This window comes from Umezawaea tangerina, assembly GCF_003002815.1.
In the GTDB taxonomy this organism is placed as follows: Bacteria; Actinomycetota; Actinomycetes; order Mycobacteriales; family Pseudonocardiaceae; genus Umezawaea; species Umezawaea tangerina.
This window is the reverse complement of the sequence record NZ_PVTF01000019.1, coordinates 149,747-165,429: the sequence shown is the minus strand read 5'-3', so window position 1 is coordinate 165,429 and position 15,683 is coordinate 149,747. Positions and strand designations below refer to the sequence as shown.

Here is a 15,683-nt window from a genome sequence, read left to right as displayed (position 1 = left end):
GCCTCATCGTCGGAGAGCACCAACTCGGGCAGTTTCGGGTTCGGCATGCCACCGAACCCTACGCCTGCACACGAACTAAAGACTCAGGACACTAGATGGTGACGATCACCTGGTCCATCGACTTGCGGACCAGGTTCGGCACGACGCAGTCGTCCGCCGGGTAGCCGATCGGGATCACCGCGAACGCCTTCTCGTTGCGCGGCCGCTTCAGCACCTCGGCCAGGAACCTCATCGGCGACGGCGTGTGCGTCAACGCCGACAGCCCCGACAGGTGCAGTGCGGTCAGCAGCATCCCGACGGCGATGCCGACCGACTCGTCCACGTAGTAGTGCTTGCGGGTGCTGCCGTCGGCCTCCAGGTAGAACCGCTGCTCGAACACCACGACCAGGTAGGGGGCGTCGGTCAGGTGCGGCTTGTAGTCGTCCGTCCCGAGTGGACGGAGGGCGTCGAGCCACTGCTCGCCCAGCCTGCCCTGGTAGGAGATCCGCTCCTCGGCCTCGGCCGCCTCGCGGATGCGCGCCCGGACCTCCTTGTCCTTGACCACGACGAACGTCCACGGCTGCTGGTGGGCGCCGCTCGGCGCGGTCGAGGCGACCGCGATGGCGTCGAGCACGAGCTGTTCCGGCACGGCTTCCCTGGAGAACATCCGCACGGTTCGGCGTTCGTCCATGCGCTCCCGGAGCCAGGCCGCCGTGCGCAGCGACTCCTCAAGCGGGAGGCGCGCGGGCCGGTAGGGCACCGGCTCGTAGTCGAGTCCGTGGTCGGGTGTCCACCGTGTGCTCGTCACGTCACCGAGTGTGGCCCGGTGCACCCGTTCAGCAGAACCCCTGACCCGTCGACCGTCCGCGTAGCGGTCCCCCCTAGCCGGTCGTGAATGATGGGCGCCGTGGAGGACAAGCTGCCGACCGGACGACGCCGCCGTCGAGCCCAGCCGAGCACGGGGCACGGCCACGGCCATGGGCACGGTCCGGCGGAACCGGCGTCCAGACAGGTCCGCAAGCTGCTGCTGGTCCTGCTGCTGCCGCTGGTGCTGGCCACCGTGGTGGGCGCACTGGTGCTGTACCCGTTCGGCCACGACCAGAAGACCGGCGCGCAGCTCGGTCTGCACCAGACGCCGGTCAAGGCCGACGTGACCGGTGTGGTGCAGGGGTCGTGCGGCGGGCAGGCGGGCACGGGCAACTGCTTCCTGGTGACGGTGAAGACCACCGACGGCAACGCCGCGGGCACGACGCTGACGCTCCCGGTGCCCGACGAGCCCGCCACGCCGAAGTTCACCGCGGGCGACGCGGTGGTGCTGGCCTACTCCGGCGCCGACCCGAAGAACCCGCAGTCCTACCAGGTAGTCGACTTCCAGCGCGGACTGCCGCTGACGCTGCTCGCGGTGCTGTTCGTGCTGGCCGTGCTGGTCCTGGGCCGCAAGCAGGGGCTGGCCGCGCTGGGCGCGCTGGTCCTCAGCTTCGTGGTGCTGATCATGTTCGTGCTGCCCGCGATCCTGGCGGGCGAGAACCCGCTGACCGTGGCCGTGGTGGGCGCCGGACTGATCATGTTCATCGTGCTGTACCTCACGCACGGGCTGACCGCGCGGACGTCCACGGCGGTGCTCGGCACCCTCGTCAGCCTGGTCGTCATCGGCACGCTCGGCGCCCTGTTCTCGGCGTTCGCGAAGCTCACCGGGCTGGACGAGGAGACGGCGAACGTCATCGCGCTGCTCGGCCACGGCATCGACACGCGGGGACTGCTGCTGGCCGCGGCGCTGATCGGCGCGCTCGGCGTGCTGGACGACGTGACGGTCACCCAGACCAGCGCGGTGTGGGAGCTGCGGAGGGCGAACCCGTCGCTGACCACCCGCGAGCTGTACATCGCGGGCCTGCGGATCGGCCGCGACCACCTGTCGTCGGTGGTGAACACGCTGGTCATGGCGTACGCGGGTGCCGCGCTGCCGGTGCTGCTGGCGTTCGCGCTGTCCGGGCGCGGGCTCGGCGAGATCTTCACCGCGCAGCAGGTCGCCCAGGAGATCGTGCGGACGCTGGTCGGCAGCATCGGTCTGGTCGCCGCGGTGCCGGTGACCACGGTGCTGGCCGCGATCGTGGCCTCGCGGGAGCCCGTGTCCACTGTGGAGGAACCGGAACCGGAACCCGAGCCCGAACCGGACCTGGAGCCCGAACCGGTCGCCCCGCGCAGGCGGAGGCGACCGGTGGCGAGGCTGTCCGGCGACATCTACACCGGGTACCACCCGGACAAGGGGCCGTGGCGCAGGCCTCAGTGAGTGACCAGCACCGCGATCAGCGCGACCGTCGCGGGCAGGGTCTGCACGAAGATGATCCGCTTGCTCGCGGTCAGCGCGCCGTAGATGCCCGCCACGATCACGCACACCAGGAAGAACACGGCGAACTGGAACGACGGCTGCCCGTCGACGACCAGCGAGTACAGCAGGCCCGCGCCCAGGAAGCCGTTGTAGAGGCCCTGGTTGGCGCCGAGCGCCTTGGTCTCCTTCGCGTACTCCTCGGTGAAGCCGAACGCCTTCATGCCGCGCGGCTTGTCCCAGAGGAACATCTCCAGCACGAGGATGTAGAAGTGGATGATCGCCACCAGGCCGACCAAGATGTTCGCCGCGATCTGCACGGGGTTCCTCCAGGGTTGAGCGTGTGCTGCCCCGTATCGTGACAGCGCGCACCCGTTCCGGCTCGACCCGGTCTCCTATTAGGGGGTACGGGCAGCCGATCCAGGGGTGTTCGGGCAAGCCGGTCGTCAGGTCCACCTCCGGGGATGGCGGATACTGGTGGGCGTGGCACGCGGCAGGAACACACCCCAGACGGTGAGCGAGCAGGTCGACTCCGGCACGGCCGAACTGTCGCCGGACCCCGACCGCCCCAACGCCTGGCTCCTGCGCCTCAACGGCACCGCCCAGTCCCACGTGGACCTGGACGACCCGACCCACCTCGAGTTCGAGTACGTCCAACGCCTCGCCCACCTCGTGGACCTGCTCGCCCCCACCGGCAGACCGATCCGCGCACTGCACCTCGGCGGCGGCGGGTTCACCCTGCCGCGCTACATCGCGGCGACCCGACCGCGATCCACGCAGCAGGTGGTGGAGATCGACGGCGCGCTGATCGAACTGCTGCGGCGGGCACTGCCGACGGACAAGAACGCCCGGATCCGCATGCGCAACGGCGACGCGCGCGAAGTGATGTCACGAGCCCCGACCGACACCTTCGACCTCGTGGTGTCGGACGTGTTCTCCGGGGCGCGGACACCAGCCCACCTGACGTCGGTCGAGTACGTCCGGGAAGCCGCCCGGACGATGGTGGCGAGCGGGGTCTACGCGTCGAACATCGGGGACGGGAACGGGTTGGTCTACGCACGGGCCCAAGCGGCGACGGTGCGGGCGGTGTTCGAACACGTGGCGGTGATCGCGGAGCCGGGGATCCTGCGGGGGCGGAGGTTCGGCAACCTGGTGATCCTGGGGTCGGCGGTGGAGCTGCCGATCGAGCAGCTGGTGCGGAGGACGGCGGGGGACCCGTTCCCGGGGAGGGTGGAGCACGGGGGTTCGCTGGTGAAGTTCATCGGTGGGGCGAAGGCGACCACGGATGTGACGGCTACTCGGTCGCCTAGTCCGCCGCCTGGGACTTGGGGGTTGCCGGCGGAGTGATGGCGTGAGGTTGGGCGTTGTGTGTTGGCGGGGTCGGGCTCTCGACCCCGCCCGGGGGCCTGGGCCCGGTGCGTTGTGCTCCCCTGGGGAAGCCGGTTTTCGTCCCTCCAGCCCCTGGTGAAGCCCTGCCCCCGGCGCGCGATTGTCTCAATGCCCCACCCCTGTTTATCAAGACGATGAAGCTGTCTTGACAAACAGGGGTGGGGCAGGAGGGCGCTGTGTATCGGGGGCGGGAGGGGATCTGGCTTCGCCAGACATCAGGCTGCGCCTGACACAGGCATCGGCTGGCGCCGACAAGGCCCCAGGCGCTCCGCGCCGGATGCGCGCTGGCGGGCTGCGCCCAACTGCGGATCCTCGGCTCCGCCGTTGGACAGGGCATCCTCGCTGCGCGTCGGACAAAACGGGCGGGAGCTTTGCGCCGGGTGTGGGGTGGCGGCTTTGCGTTTGGTTAGTGGGGGTATTCGGCGGGGCGGTTTTGGAAAGCGAGGATGGCTGGGTTGCGGATGGTGCCGTTGGCGATTTCGATGGCGCGGCGGATGGTTTCGTCTTTTTCCCAGGTGGGGTGGCCGGAGAGGACGGTGCGGATGTGGGGTAGTAGAGCCTCGCTGATTTCCCAGGTGGCGGAGTTCCACAGGTGGGAAGGGCTGTGGTCGACGGCGTAGTAGGTGATGTTGTCGCCGACCACGAAGGTGGGGGCGGCGAAGGTGGTGGGGCGGGCCCAGCTGAAGCCCATGCCCTCGTCGCAGGAGACGTCGACGATGAGGGTGCCGGGCGGGAGGGTGGGGAGGTCGGCGTCGATGAGGAACGTGAGCGGGGCGGCGGTGTCCTGGAGGACGCAGTTGACGATGATGTCGTGGCCCGCGAGGAACTCGGCGAGCGGGACGCGACCGTCCTCGGTGTCGGCGTGGCTGCGGCGGGGGTCTTCGTCGTCGTGGTCGAACTGGACCATGACGGAGGACGGGATGGGGGAGCTGACGGCGGCGACGTCGCGGTTGGTGAGGACGTGGACGTCGTGGACGCCGAGGGCGTTGAGCGCCGTGACGGCGCCGCGGGCGGTGGCGCCGAAGCCGATGACGACGGCGCGCATGCGCCTGCCGTAGTCGCCGGTGGAGCCGACCTGCTCCAGCGCGTGCAGGACGGAGCAGTAGCCGGCGAGCTCGTTGTTCTTGTGGAAGACGTGCAGGCCGAACGAGCCGTCGCTGGTCCAGTGGTTCATCGCCTCGAACGCGATGACGGTCAGCCTGCGGTCGATGGCGGACTGGGTGAGCTTCTCGTCCTGGACGCAGTGCGGCCAGCCCCACAGCACCTGGCCGTCACGCAGGCCGGCCACGTCACCGGGCAGGGGCTTGGCGAGCAGGACGACGTCGCATTCGGCGATGAGCTCCGCGCGGGTGCGCAGGCCCGCGACCTGCGAGGCGAGGCGTTCGTCGGAGACGCCGAAGCGTTCGCCGTAACCGTGCTCGAGGTAGGTCACGGCCAGCAGGTCGGCGTCCATCCGGTCGAAGTGCGACGGGTGGATCGGCAGTCGGCGTTCATTCTCCTTGCTCGACCGAGAGATCACTCCGAGTGTGAGCAGGTCCACCTGAATCCCCTTTTCGCGCACGACTGAGAAACCGATCGCACGACTGTTGACCAGCTGAAATCTGGCCTGGCCGACCCTACGCCATTTTCCACCGGTCAGCCGGGTGGCGTTTTCGGTCGGGGCGCGGGGAAATCGACGGGGTTCCGGTCGGAAAAACGCGGGCCGGTGGAAATCGACGCGGCGGGGTGACGTACCGCGGGCTCAGACCGAGCCGGCGAGTGCGGCCAGACCGGTGTTGCCGCCGGACAGCACGAGCACGGTGACACCACCGGCGGGTGGGGTGACCAGGCCGGAGCGGACGGCGGCGAGACCGACGACGGCGGACGGCTCGACCAGCAGCTTGGTCGCGTCGACCACGCTCCACCAGGCGTCGCGGATGGCGTCCTCGGTGACCTCGACGACCTCGTCGACGTACTCCTTGACGTGCGCGAACGTCTTGATCCCCGCGAACGGCGCGGCCAGCCCGTCGGCCAGGGACACCGGTCGGATCGGCAGCGGCGCGGCGCCGCCCATCCGCAGGGCGTGGCTCATCGCGGGGGCGGTGACCGGCTCGACGCCGATCACGGCGGCCTGCGGCGCGAGCGCTTTCACGGCCGCCGCCACTCCGCTGATCAGCCCGCCGCCGCCGACCGGCACGAGCACGAGGTCCGGTGGCGGACCGGCCTCGACCAGCTCCAGGCCCACCGTGCCCTGGCCCGCGATCACGTCGAGGTCGTCGAACGGGTGCAGCAGGGGGTAGCCGCGCTCGGTGGACAGCGCCTCGGCGTCGATCAGCAGGTTCGGCGTGAACGCGATCTCACCGCCGTACCGGCGGACCGCGTCGACCTTGGCCGGGACCGCTCCCGGAGGCATGCAGACGACCACCCGGACACCGAGCAGCTGCCCGGCGCACGCGGTCGCCGCCGCGTGGTTGCCCGCGGAGAACGTCACCACCCCGGTGGGCAGCAGGCCGCGTTCCTTCTTGCGCAGCAAGGCGTTCAGCACGCCCCGGATCTTGAAGCTGCCCGCGTGCTGGAGGTTCTCCGCCTTCGCGAACACCCGCGAGCCCAGCTCGTCGGACAGCCGCTCGACCTCCAGCAGCGGAGTGCGCACCACCCGCCCCGCGATCCGGTCGGCAGCGGCCCGCACGTCCTCGATGGTCACCACGCGACCAACCTAGTGGTGCCGGGTGAACGGACGGCAGACGCGTGCGCGCCGACCGCGCGGAAACCCGGCGGGTGCGGTCTCCTGCGACCGCACCCGCCGAGGCTCAGCAGCGGCCGAGGTCCTCCCACTGGGCGGTCAGGCCCGGCTCGGAGCCCTGCGTCCACCAGCGGGCGCGCCACAGGTGCTGGACGTGCGCGACGCGGGCGTTCTCCAGGTAGACGTCACCCCACTGCCACGCGGGCACGCCCGCGCAGCCGACAGGCTGGCCCGGCGTGGTGGTGGTCGTCGTCGTGGTGGTCGTGGTGGTCGTCGTGGTCGTCGGCGGGGTGCCGCAGTCGCCCACGAGGTTGTCCACGAACTTCACGCCGCCGGACCGGTAGGACGCCGCGTTCGCCGCCGCGGCGGCGGGCGTGAGCACCTGGTTCTTCGCGTAGTAGACCCAGTCGGCCTGCTCCAGGTAGGTGGCGAGGCCGCCGTTGTGCGCGGCGAGGTCGATGAACCACTGGTTGAAGTTCAGCGACATGGCCTGGCGCGGGTACACGTCGAACGGCCCGGAGCGGTCGTGGTCGGCGACCAGCGTGCCGTCGATGTAGTACTTCACGTGCCCGTCCGCGACGGTCGCGACGACGTTGTGCCAACCGTCCACACTGGACCGCTGGCTGTTGTTCTTGTTCTTCGACACCCACGGTTCCAGCTGGTAGGTGTTCCAGCTGGTCTGGTAGTTGATCGGACCGGTCTCGCCCCACCCGCCGTTGGGCAGGTACTCGGAGAAGTCCAGCTCGCTGTAGAGCGGGTCGTTGTCGTAGCGCAGCGGGCTGATCGTGAAGAACGTCTGGTTCACGTGGTCGCCGTCGGGGCCGCTCACGGGGGCGTCGGAGAACCGGATCCGGCTCGCGTACGTGCCCTCGAAGAACCGGCGCTCCCCTTGCAGCACCTCGGTGTGCTTGGTGCCCGACGAGGTGCCGTCGGTCGACGAGGCCAGCTGCATGACCTTGTCCCCCGCCACCGTCGGGAACGTGACGTTCTCCGGCGCCCAGGTCGCGCCCGGAACACCGGGCCCGCCCGCGTTGGACCGCACCTGCCAGCCGTGCGAGCCGAGCGCGCCGTCGGTGTGCGACGTGTAGTCGAAGTCGTCGAACAGCACGCCGCAGCCCGCCGCCGCGGCCGGAGCCGCCGCGCCGTGCGCGCCACCGGTGGTGGCGAGCGAGACGACCACCACGGCCGCGGCGAGCGCGGCACCCGCTACCTGGAACGTCCTCGCGCGCCCCATCAGGCACGCTGCCAGAGTGCGGGGGTGTTCGTGGGCTCCCAGCCGGCGATGGCGGTGTGCTGCTGGAGGCAGCGGTAGGTGACGCCGTCGTAGGTCGTGGTCGCGCCGACCGCGTAGAACGTGCCCGCGGCCCAGGAGCCGGTGGCCGGTGGCTGCGTCGGGCTCGTCGGGGGTGGCGGGCTGCTGGTGCAGCTGCCGCTGCCGAGGTCGTCCTTGAAGCGCACGCCGCCCGAGCGGAACGAGGCCGCGTTGGCCACCGCCGTCGCGGGCGAGAGCACCTGGTCCTTCGCGTAGTAGACCCAGTCCACCTGCTGGAGGTAGGTGGACGTGCCGCCGCTGTGACCGGCGGTGTCGATGAACCACTGGTTGAAGTTCAGCGTCATCGCCTGGCGCGGGTAGACGTCGAACGGACCGGTGCGGTCGTGGTCGGCGACCAGCGTGCCGTCGATGTAGTACTTCACGTGCCCGGCGGAGACCGTGGACACGACGGTGTGCCAGCCGTTGATGCTGCGGCGCTGGGCGTTGCTCTTGTTCTCCGCGTACCAGGGGTCGGGGGTGTAGGTGTGCCAGCTGGTCTGGAAGTTGACCGGGCCGGTCTCGCCCCACCCGCCGTTGGGCAGGTACTCGGAGAAGTCCAGCTCGCTGTAGATCGGGTCGTTGTTGTAGCGCAGCGGGCTGATGGTGAAGAACGTCTGGTTGACGTGGTCGCCGTCCGCGCCGCCGGAGGGCGCGTCGGAGAACCGGATGCGGCTGGCGTAGGTGCCCTCCAGGAACCGCTGGGCCCCTTGGAAGATCTCGGTCTGCGTCGTGCCCGCGCCGGTGCCGTTCGTCGCCGACGCCAGCTGCAGCACCTTGTCGCCGTCCGACGTCGGGAACGTGACGTTCTCCGGGGCCCAGCGGGCACCGGGGACACCGGGACCGCCCGCGTTGGACCGCACCTGCCAGCCGTGCGACCGGAGGGCGCTGTCGGTGTAGGAGCCGTAGTTGAAGTCGTCGAACAGCGCGCCGCACGCCGCGGCGCCGACATCGCTTGAGGTGAGCGCCGGGGCGGCGGACGCGGTGGAGACGCCCACCACGGCCATCGCCAGCGCAGACACGGCCGCCGCTGCGGCCGTGGTGGTGCGGGTACTGCTGGATCGCGACATGAGCGTCCGCTCTCTCGGTGGGGACGGGGAGAACCGCGGCGACCGGTAGATCCGCTGCTGTTTACCACTGGTCCAGCAGCAGATCCCCCATCAGCAAAGTGGTCTACCTCACAGGTAAAGTCAAGAGGTCTAGACCGATATTCTGCCTGCGGTTCCAAGGTTAGGGGATACCGGCAACAGGTAATACCACTGGTCACTTTCCAACCGGCTGAACACCCTCACCAGTTGCTACGATGCACAGGGCGCAACGGGAGGGAGCCTGCGGTGCGGCGAACAGAGGTAAGAGAGCGTCTGCGCGAGCTCATCCAGCAACGCCAGCCCGGAGAGGTCATGCCCTCCGAGCGCGCGCTCAGCGAGGAGTTCGGCGTCTCCCGCCCCACCCTGCGCGCGGCCATGGACGACCTGGCGCGCGACGGCCTGCTGGTCCGCGAGCACGGCCGGGGCACGTTCACCGGCACCCGCAAGATCAGCCAGGAGCTGACCCCCACCACCCCCGGCGACTTCACCGTCCCGCCCGCGGAGGGCACCTGGTTCAGCAAGGTCGTCGAGTTCCGGGTCGAGGCCGCGGGCGCCCGCCTCGGCCGGCGCCTGGAGGTGTCCCCCAGCCACGAGCTCCTGACCGTCGCGCGGGTCCGCATCGTCGAGAAGGCGCCGATGGCGATCGAGCGGATCATCCTGCCGCACAACCTCGTCCCCGGCATCGGCCCGGAGGACTTCGAGTCGGGCTCGCTCTACGAGCTGCTCAGGATCCGGTACGAGATCGTCGCCACGACCGCGTTGCAGACCACCGAGCCCACGGTCACCGACCCGGAGGAGGCCGCCCTCCTCGGCGTCCCCCAGTACGCGCCCGCGCTGCTGTTCGAGCGCACCACCAGGGACGCCAACGAGCGGGTCTTCGAGTACACCAGGTCGATCTACCGCGGCGACCGCTACCGCATCACGTCCCACCTGCGCTTCGACCGCACGTCGGGCTGACCGGTCGGGGTGACCACCCCGTCGTGGAGGCTCATCACGACCTCGACGACGAGGTCCCGGCCGGGCCTGACGATCCTCGGCCTGTCCCAGCACAGCGCGGAGCCGATGCCGCGGTACTGGGCGACGCGCACGAACCACGGGTCGCGGGGTCCGGACAGCACCGCCGTCCACGGCGCAACGGGGTCGGCGACCACGACGGCCAGCCAGTCGGCGACGACGCCGTTGAGCTCGTCGGTGCCGCCGCCGTCCGGCGCGACCACCCGCACCAGCGCCGGGTCCACGTCCGGCAGCCGCCAGAACCAGCCGCCGTAGCCCGCCCCCCGCCTGCCCAGGCTGGCGGGGCTGTTCAGCACCACCTCGGCGTCGGCGGACAGCACGCTGGTCCACGTCAGCTCCCACCCGCCCGGCACGACCCGCCTGCGGATCTCCCGGCGTTCGCGCAGCAGGACTGCACCCAGCGAGTCGCACCACCGGACGGTGCCGTCGGCGGCCTGGCGGACCTGTCCCAGCTCGCCCTCGACGTACCCCCGGTCGCGCCGGTAGCTCCGACCGCCCCACAGGTTCACGCCGTCGACGTCGGGCAGCGCCAGGCCGATCCCCCGGTGCCACGGGTGGTCGACGGGGTGCTCGCCGGTGACGACCGCGCCGCCGAGCGTCCGGACCGGGTGCAACGCCGGTCGCGCCACCACCTCCGGTGGCACGACGGTCTCCACGCCGTACTCCGCCACCCGCCCGAGCACCGACCACGGGACACCCAGCTCGGCGAAGGTCCGCAGCTCGTCGGCCGCGCGGACCACCGCGTCGTCGACACCGTCCACCACGACCCGATTCCCCTTCCGCCGCAACCACTTCCGGTCGATCGGGACCGGCTCCGCGGCCGTCCGCACGGCTTCCAGCACGCGCATGAAGCCGCCGCACGCCGCCAGCGGCGACTGCAACGGCACCGCGGGGTCGGCCAGGTGCGCCAGCAGGTTCTCCAGCGGCGTGACGTGGTCGAACACCTCCTCGACGCCGTCGAGCACGAGCCGGTCGAGCGTGTAGTGCAGCTCGGCGCGGCCGCGGCTGCCGTGGACGACGAGCACGGGCTCCTGCTCGACGTCTGCGCACAGGGTCACCGCGATGACGACGGTCGTGCCGCGGTCGGTGCGCAGCCGCAGGCAGGACGTGTCGTCGGCCTCGATGTCGTTGGCCCGCAGCAGTTCCAGCTCGATCGCCGACACGTCGTCACCACCGTCCACGGCCAGCGCCGTCACGACGGCGTGCGCGTAGGGGTTGGTGATGGCGCCGTCCACCACGGGTTCACCGTCCAACGTGCGCCGCCCGGCCCACGGTGCGCGGGCGTAGTAGGCGTCGTCGCGCGACCACGCCCCGCGCACGCCGAACCCGGTGACCTCACCGAGCTCGCCGCGCCGCACCAGGTCGGCGAGCCGTCGCACTGCGCCGGAGCCCAGGCTTTGGAAGCCGACCTGGCAGGCTGCGCCGGCCGAGAGGTCGACGAGCTCCTGCCACTGCCGCAGGGTTGGCGTCGGGGGTTTCTCCAGGAGGAGGTGGGCGCCGGAGGTGAGGATGTGGCGGGCCAGCGGCAGGTGGGTGTGCAGGGGGGTGGAGACGATGCCGATGTCCGGGTGGGTGTCGGAGAGGAGCTGGGGGAGGTCGGGGGTGGAGGGGCGGTTGCCCAGTAGGCGTTGGGTTTCGGAGTCCAGGGGGGCGATTTCGCAGATGCCGGCGAAGTGGATCTTTCCGGTGGATTCGAGGTGGAGCAGTTCGCGTAGGTAGTGGCGGCCGTAGCCGGAGGCGCCGGCGAGGATGACGGTGGGTGGGCTGTTGGGCCTTGGCGTCATGTTTGTCTCGCTTGGAGAGGAAAGCGTTTACCGGGTTGGGGGTGTGGGGTTGCTCGGTGCTGGGGGGGGTGTTCTAGCCGCCGTGGGTGTCGCCCGGTGTTGGTGCCGCGGGCTCCGGGGGTGTCGCTGCGGTGGTTTCCGGGGGGTGTCGCTACAGCGGGCCCAGGTGCGGTCGGCTTGACTTGGGGCCCCTTTTTTGGGCTTCGTCGGGCGAAAAAGGGCAGGTGGTAGAGCCTGCCCGCCGCCGCAAGTTTAAGCCCAAAAACCCCAAGTCAAGCCGACCGCACGAGCGGACGAGCACCGCTCGCTTCCAGCGTCGCTGGGTGACTTGTGTGCTGCTTCCAGCGTCGTGGGCCGCTTGCTGGTTGCTTCCAGCGTCGTTGGGTGGCTGGCTGGCTGCTTCCAGCGTCGTTGGGCGTTGGCTTCTGGTTCCAGCGTTGGCGGGTAGTTGGTCGCTGTTGGTTCGTTGTTGCTGTGGATGTGGGAAGTGCTGTGCCGCAGCGTTGTGGTGACAGCGCTTCCGGTTGGGGTTCGTCTTGTTTAGGGGGTGGCGAAGCTGGGGTGTGGGGGTTGGTTGTAGGCGGTGTTCTGCCAGGCGATGGCCAGGCGGTACTGGCGGTCCTGCATGAGGGAGGGGTGTTTGATGGTGGTGGTGTCGGTGGTGGAGTAGATGCGGAGCGCCTTGTTGTCCGAGGTGCGCCAGATGACTTCCTCGCGCCAGTCGCCGAGGATGTCGGCGGAGAGGGCGGGGGTGGCTTTGGTGCCGTTGTTGGAGGAGACGCCGGAGCCGGTGAGGAGGCGGGTGTCGGCGGAGGTGCCGTACTTGTCGATGGTGGTGTCGTTGAGGAGCTCGCGCTGGGCGTCGCCGTCCCACCAGATGACGAAGTTGGCGGAACCCGGTTTGCGGCTGGCGACCTGGGAGCCGGTGGTGGCGGAGCGGAGGCCGCCGACCGCTGAGGACCAGACTTCGGCGCCGGTGTTGCCGGACCAGATGTCGGCGGCGACGCCGCGGCCGTTGTCGCAGCCGCAGGAGGGTGCGCTCCAGATGATCTGGCCGGTGCGGGCGTCGCCGATCCAGTCGGCGGGATCGGTGGTCGACTCGGAGGGCTTGAAGACCTCGAGGCCAGCTCTGGAGGGGATGAAGTCGCCGACGTGCAGGGCGTCGCCGTGGTGGGTGTTGTTCTGCCAGAGGCCGCTGCCGTTGTCGTCGACGGCCATCGAGCCGTAGATGATCTCGTCGCGGCCGTCGGAGTCGACGTCGGCTACGGACAGCTGGTGGTTGCCCTTGCCGGTCCACGCGGAGCCGTTGGTGGAGGACGAGGAGTCGAAGGTCCAGCGCCGGGTCAGCGCGCCGCCGCGGAAGTCCCAGGCCGACAGGGTGCTGCGGGTGTAGTAGCCGCGCGCCATGACGATGCTCGGCGAGGAACCGTCCAGGTAGGCCGTTCCGGCCAGGAACCGGTCGACCCGGTTGCCGTAGCTGTCGCCCCAGCCGGAGACCGTGCCGCGCGCGACCACGAAGTTCTCGGTGTCCAGGACGGCGCCGTCGGTGCCGCGGAACACCGACAGGTACTCGGGTCCGGTGAGGACGTAGCCGGAGGAGTTGCGGTAGTCCGCCGACGAGCTGCCGATGACCTGCCCGGTGCCGGACCTGGTGCCGTCACCGGTCTTGGTGACCACCTCGGCCTTGCCGTCGCCGTCGTAGTCGAACACCTGGAACTGGGTGTAGTGCGCGCCCGCCCGGATGTTGCGGCCGAGGTCGACGCGCCACAGCCTGGTGCCGTTGAGCTTGTAGGCGTCGAGGTACACGTTGCCCGTGTAGCCCGACTGCGAGTTGTCCTTGGCGTTGGTGGGGTCCCACTTCAGCACGATCTCCCACGAGCCGTCGCCGTCCAGGTCGCCGACCGAGGCGTCGTTCGCGACGTAGGTGTACGACTCGCCGCTGGGCGTCGTGCCGCCAGCGGGGATCTGCAGCGGGACGTCCTGGCTGGTCGCGGTCGCCGCCACGCCGTCGGCGCTCGCCGCGAGCTGTTCGACGCCGCCGACCACGGGCCGGACGGAGTAGCGCGCGCCGGGTGGGGCGCCCGCGTCCCGGTAGCTGGTCGCGGTGGTGACGGGTGTCGGGGTGACCAGCTTCCCGTCGCGGTAGACGTTGAACGCCGAGTCGGTGGCGTCGGTCCGGAGTTGCCGCCAGGACACGAAGTTGCCGTCGTCGGTGGACGACCGGATGCTGATCAGGCCCCGGTCGAGGTTCTCGGTCGTGCTCGTGGACGACGGCGGTGGCACCGCGTTCGCGGGTGCCGCGGCGGCGTTCACCGCCGCCGCGCAGGAGGCGACCAGCACGACCGCCAACAGGTGTCGTCGAGCCCGACCAGTACTGCCGTTGAGGATTCTCATGGCACCGCCCCGATTTCTCCGCACAGGTATCCGATTTCCAAGACAATGCGAAACCGACGAGGGCGACAGCCCCCGCCTTGCTCGACCCCGGCAGCGGTCGCGCTTGTTCGCGGCACCACCCGGAACACCGGGCGAGTGACCACTGGAAAGCGCTTTCCAAATTATCAACATAGGCGCGGCACCCATGCACGTCAACAAGGACTTCCCCCGGCGGGACCCGTCGAGCTCCCGCGTCGAAGCCGTTCGACAGCGCGTTCGACGGATTCGACGGCGAACCGCCGTTTTCCTTGCGGTGAAAGGAAAGCCGCATTGACCGCGGCGCGACGGCCTCGTAGCCTTCCCGGCACGACGGCACGAAACGGCGTCCTGCCAACGCGAATGCGACCGGAGGTACCACCGTGGTCGGATTGAAACGATTCAGGTCGCTGGTCGTGCCGGTGGTGGCGCTGCTGCTGGCCGCCACGACCGCGTGCGGCGGATCGGGTGGAGCCGACGGCGCGGAGGAGTCCGGCCCGGTCACCCTGCGGTTCTCCTGGTGGGGCAACGCCGAACGCGCGGCGCTCATGCAGCGGGCGCTGGACCTGTTCCACAGCAAGAACCCCACCATCACGGTCACGCCGAGCTTCCAGGAGTTCGAGGCCTACTGGCAGAAGATCGCGACCGAGACCGCGGGCGGGAACGCGCCGGACGTCCTGCAGACGGACTTCGCCTACCTCAGGGAGTACGCCGACCGCCACGCGCTCTACGACCTGAAGGAGCAGGAGGGCAAGAACCTCGACCTCGGCGACCTCATCGAAGGGCTCAAGGGCGCGGGTGAGATCAAGGACGGCCTGTACGGCGTGCCGGTGGGCGGCAACACCTGGGGCTACATCTACAACCCCGCTCTCTACGCCCAAGCCGGCGTGGCGGAGCCCGAGCTCGGCTGGACCTGGAGCGACTACCGCGCGGCCGCCAAGCGGATCACCGAGAAGACCGGGGTCGCGGGCAGCGGCAACCCCATCGACACCTACTACAACCTGGAGCTGCAGCTCCTCCAGGAGGGCAAGTCCCTCTACACCGACGAGGGGAAGCTCGGCTTCGACCGGGCCCGGCTCGCCGCCTTCCTCGGTGACGGCAAGAGGATGGCCGACGACAAGTCGGTGCTGCCGGTCGAGAAGGGCGTGCAGATCAAGCCGAAGCACCCGCTGGAGTCCGACCTGGTCGCGGGCGCGGGCGCGTGGGACAACTTCCTCGACCGCTACTCCAAGTCCACCAGGGCGGAGCTGAGGATCGCCCCCTCCCCCAGCGACACCCCCCAGGTCCTGGGCCAGTACATCAAGCCCGCGCTGCTGCTGAGCGTGTCGCGGAAGTCCGAGCACCCGGCGGCGGCCGCCAAGCTGGTGTCGTTCATGATCAACGATCCGGAGGTCGGCAGGATCTTCGGCGCCAACCGCGGCCTGCCACCGACCAACGCCCAGCGCGCGGCCGCACAGCTCACCGGACCCCTGGCCGCCGTGGCCGCCTACGAGGACGGGCTCAAGGGCAAGCTCACCAGGACGCCGCCCGCGCCGCCCAAGGGCGCGGGCGCGCTGGAGCAGGCGTTCATCCGGATCAACGAGGAGCTGCTGTACAACAGGATCACGGTGGACCAGGCCGTGGACCGGTTCTTCACCGAGGCCGACCAGACCCTCGGCTCCTGAGC

General features: G+C 70.1%; 11 protein-coding genes and 1 pseudogene. 4 read left to right on the top strand and 8 right to left on the bottom strand.

What is annotated here, in order from left to right:
* Positions 1-91 precede the first annotated feature (91 nt).
* Positions 92-787, bottom strand: a complete 696-nt coding sequence (locus CLV43_RS42530) for a nitroreductase family protein (RefSeq protein ID WP_106195997.1) — start codon at positions 785-787, stop codon at positions 92-94.
* A 99-nt stretch (positions 788-886) separates the two neighbouring features.
* Here CLV43_RS42530 and CLV43_RS42525 point away from each other — a divergent pair, with 99 nt between their 5' ends.
* A complete protein-coding gene (locus tag CLV43_RS42525) occupies positions 887-2,266 on the top strand; it encodes a YibE/F family protein (RefSeq protein WP_245887449.1) in 1,380 nt (459 codons plus the stop codon).
* On the opposite strand, the gene CLV43_RS42520 is transcribed toward CLV43_RS42525, so the two are convergent.
* The gene (locus tag CLV43_RS42520; RefSeq protein WP_106195963.1) at positions 2,260-2,622 is read right to left on the bottom strand and encodes a DUF1304 domain-containing protein; all 363 of its coding nucleotides are present in this window, start codon (positions 2,620-2,622) and stop codon (positions 2,260-2,262) included. The genes CLV43_RS42525 and CLV43_RS42520 overlap by 7 nt on opposite strands.
* A 163-nt stretch (positions 2,623-2,785) precedes the next feature.
* Here CLV43_RS42520 and CLV43_RS42515 point away from each other — a divergent pair, with 163 nt between their 5' ends.
* The gene (locus tag CLV43_RS42515; RefSeq protein WP_106195995.1) at positions 2,786-3,649 is read left to right on the top strand and encodes a spermidine synthase; all 864 of its coding nucleotides are present in this window, start codon (positions 2,786-2,788) and stop codon (positions 3,647-3,649) included.
* A gap of 448 nt (positions 3,650-4,097) precedes the next feature.
* Here CLV43_RS42515 and CLV43_RS42510 read toward each other — a convergent pair whose 3' ends face one another.
* From CLV43_RS42510 to CLV43_RS50390, 4 genes and pseudogenes are all read right to left on the bottom strand, one after another.
* Positions 4,098-5,231: a N(5)-(carboxyethyl)ornithine synthase gene (locus CLV43_RS42510; protein WP_106195962.1), complete on the bottom strand. Its 1,134-nt coding sequence runs from the start codon at positions 5,229-5,231 to the stop codon at positions 4,098-4,100.
* A 201-nt stretch (positions 5,232-5,432) separates the two neighbouring features.
* Positions 5,433-6,377: a threonine ammonia-lyase gene (locus CLV43_RS42505; RefSeq protein ID WP_106195960.1), complete on the bottom strand. Its 945-nt coding sequence runs from the start codon at positions 6,375-6,377 to the stop codon at positions 5,433-5,435.
* 103 nt (positions 6,378-6,480) lie between these two features.
* Positions 6,481-7,647, bottom strand: a complete 1,167-nt coding sequence (locus CLV43_RS42500) for a hypothetical protein (RefSeq protein WP_106195958.1) — start codon at positions 7,645-7,647, stop codon at positions 6,481-6,483.
* A pseudogene (locus CLV43_RS50390) lies at positions 7,647-7,835 on the bottom strand (carbohydrate-binding protein); the annotation flags it as partial. The pseudogene CLV43_RS50390 and the gene CLV43_RS42500, both read right to left, overlap by 1 nt.
* A 1,221-nt stretch (positions 7,836-9,056) precedes the next feature.
* On the opposite strand from CLV43_RS50390, the gene CLV43_RS42490 reads away from it, so the two are divergent.
* Positions 9,057-9,767, top strand: a complete 711-nt coding sequence (locus CLV43_RS42490) for a GntR family transcriptional regulator (RefSeq protein WP_106195957.1) — start codon at positions 9,057-9,059, stop codon at positions 9,765-9,767.
* On the opposite strand, the gene CLV43_RS42485 is transcribed toward CLV43_RS42490, so the two are convergent.
* Positions 9,722-11,608 carry a DUF6807 family protein gene (locus tag CLV43_RS42485; protein ID WP_106195955.1) on the bottom strand — a complete coding sequence of 629 codons (1,887 nt, stop codon included), beginning with the start codon at positions 11,606-11,608 and terminating at the stop codon, positions 9,722-9,724. The two genes, CLV43_RS42490 and CLV43_RS42485, sit on opposite strands and share 46 nt — an antisense overlap.
* A 540-nt stretch (positions 11,609-12,148) precedes the next feature.
* Positions 12,149-14,002, bottom strand: a complete 1,854-nt coding sequence (locus tag CLV43_RS50275) for a rhamnogalacturonan lyase (RefSeq protein WP_170156259.1) — start codon at positions 14,000-14,002, stop codon at positions 12,149-12,151.
* 407 nt (positions 14,003-14,409) lie between these two features.
* Here CLV43_RS50275 and CLV43_RS42475 point away from each other — a divergent pair, with 407 nt between their 5' ends.
* Positions 14,410-15,681 (top strand): ABC transporter substrate-binding protein, encoded by a 1,272-nt coding sequence (locus tag CLV43_RS42475; protein WP_146175127.1) that lies wholly within the window; start codon positions 14,410-14,412, stop codon positions 15,679-15,681.
* The last annotated feature ends 2 nt before the right edge of the window (positions 15,682-15,683 follow it).

Coding starts and splice junctions, on each gene's coding strand:
- CLV43_RS42500 (WP_106195958.1), bottom strand. CDS start 7,647: ATGGGGCGCGCGAGGACGTTCCAGGTAGCGGGTGCCGCGCTCGCCGCG.
- CLV43_RS42485 (WP_106195955.1), bottom strand. CDS start 11,608: ATGACGCCAAGGCCCAACAGCCCACCCACCGTCATCCTCGCCGGCGCC.
- CLV43_RS50275 (WP_170156259.1), bottom strand. CDS start 14,002: ATGAGAATCCTCAACGGCAGTACTGGTCGGGCTCGACGACACCTGTTG.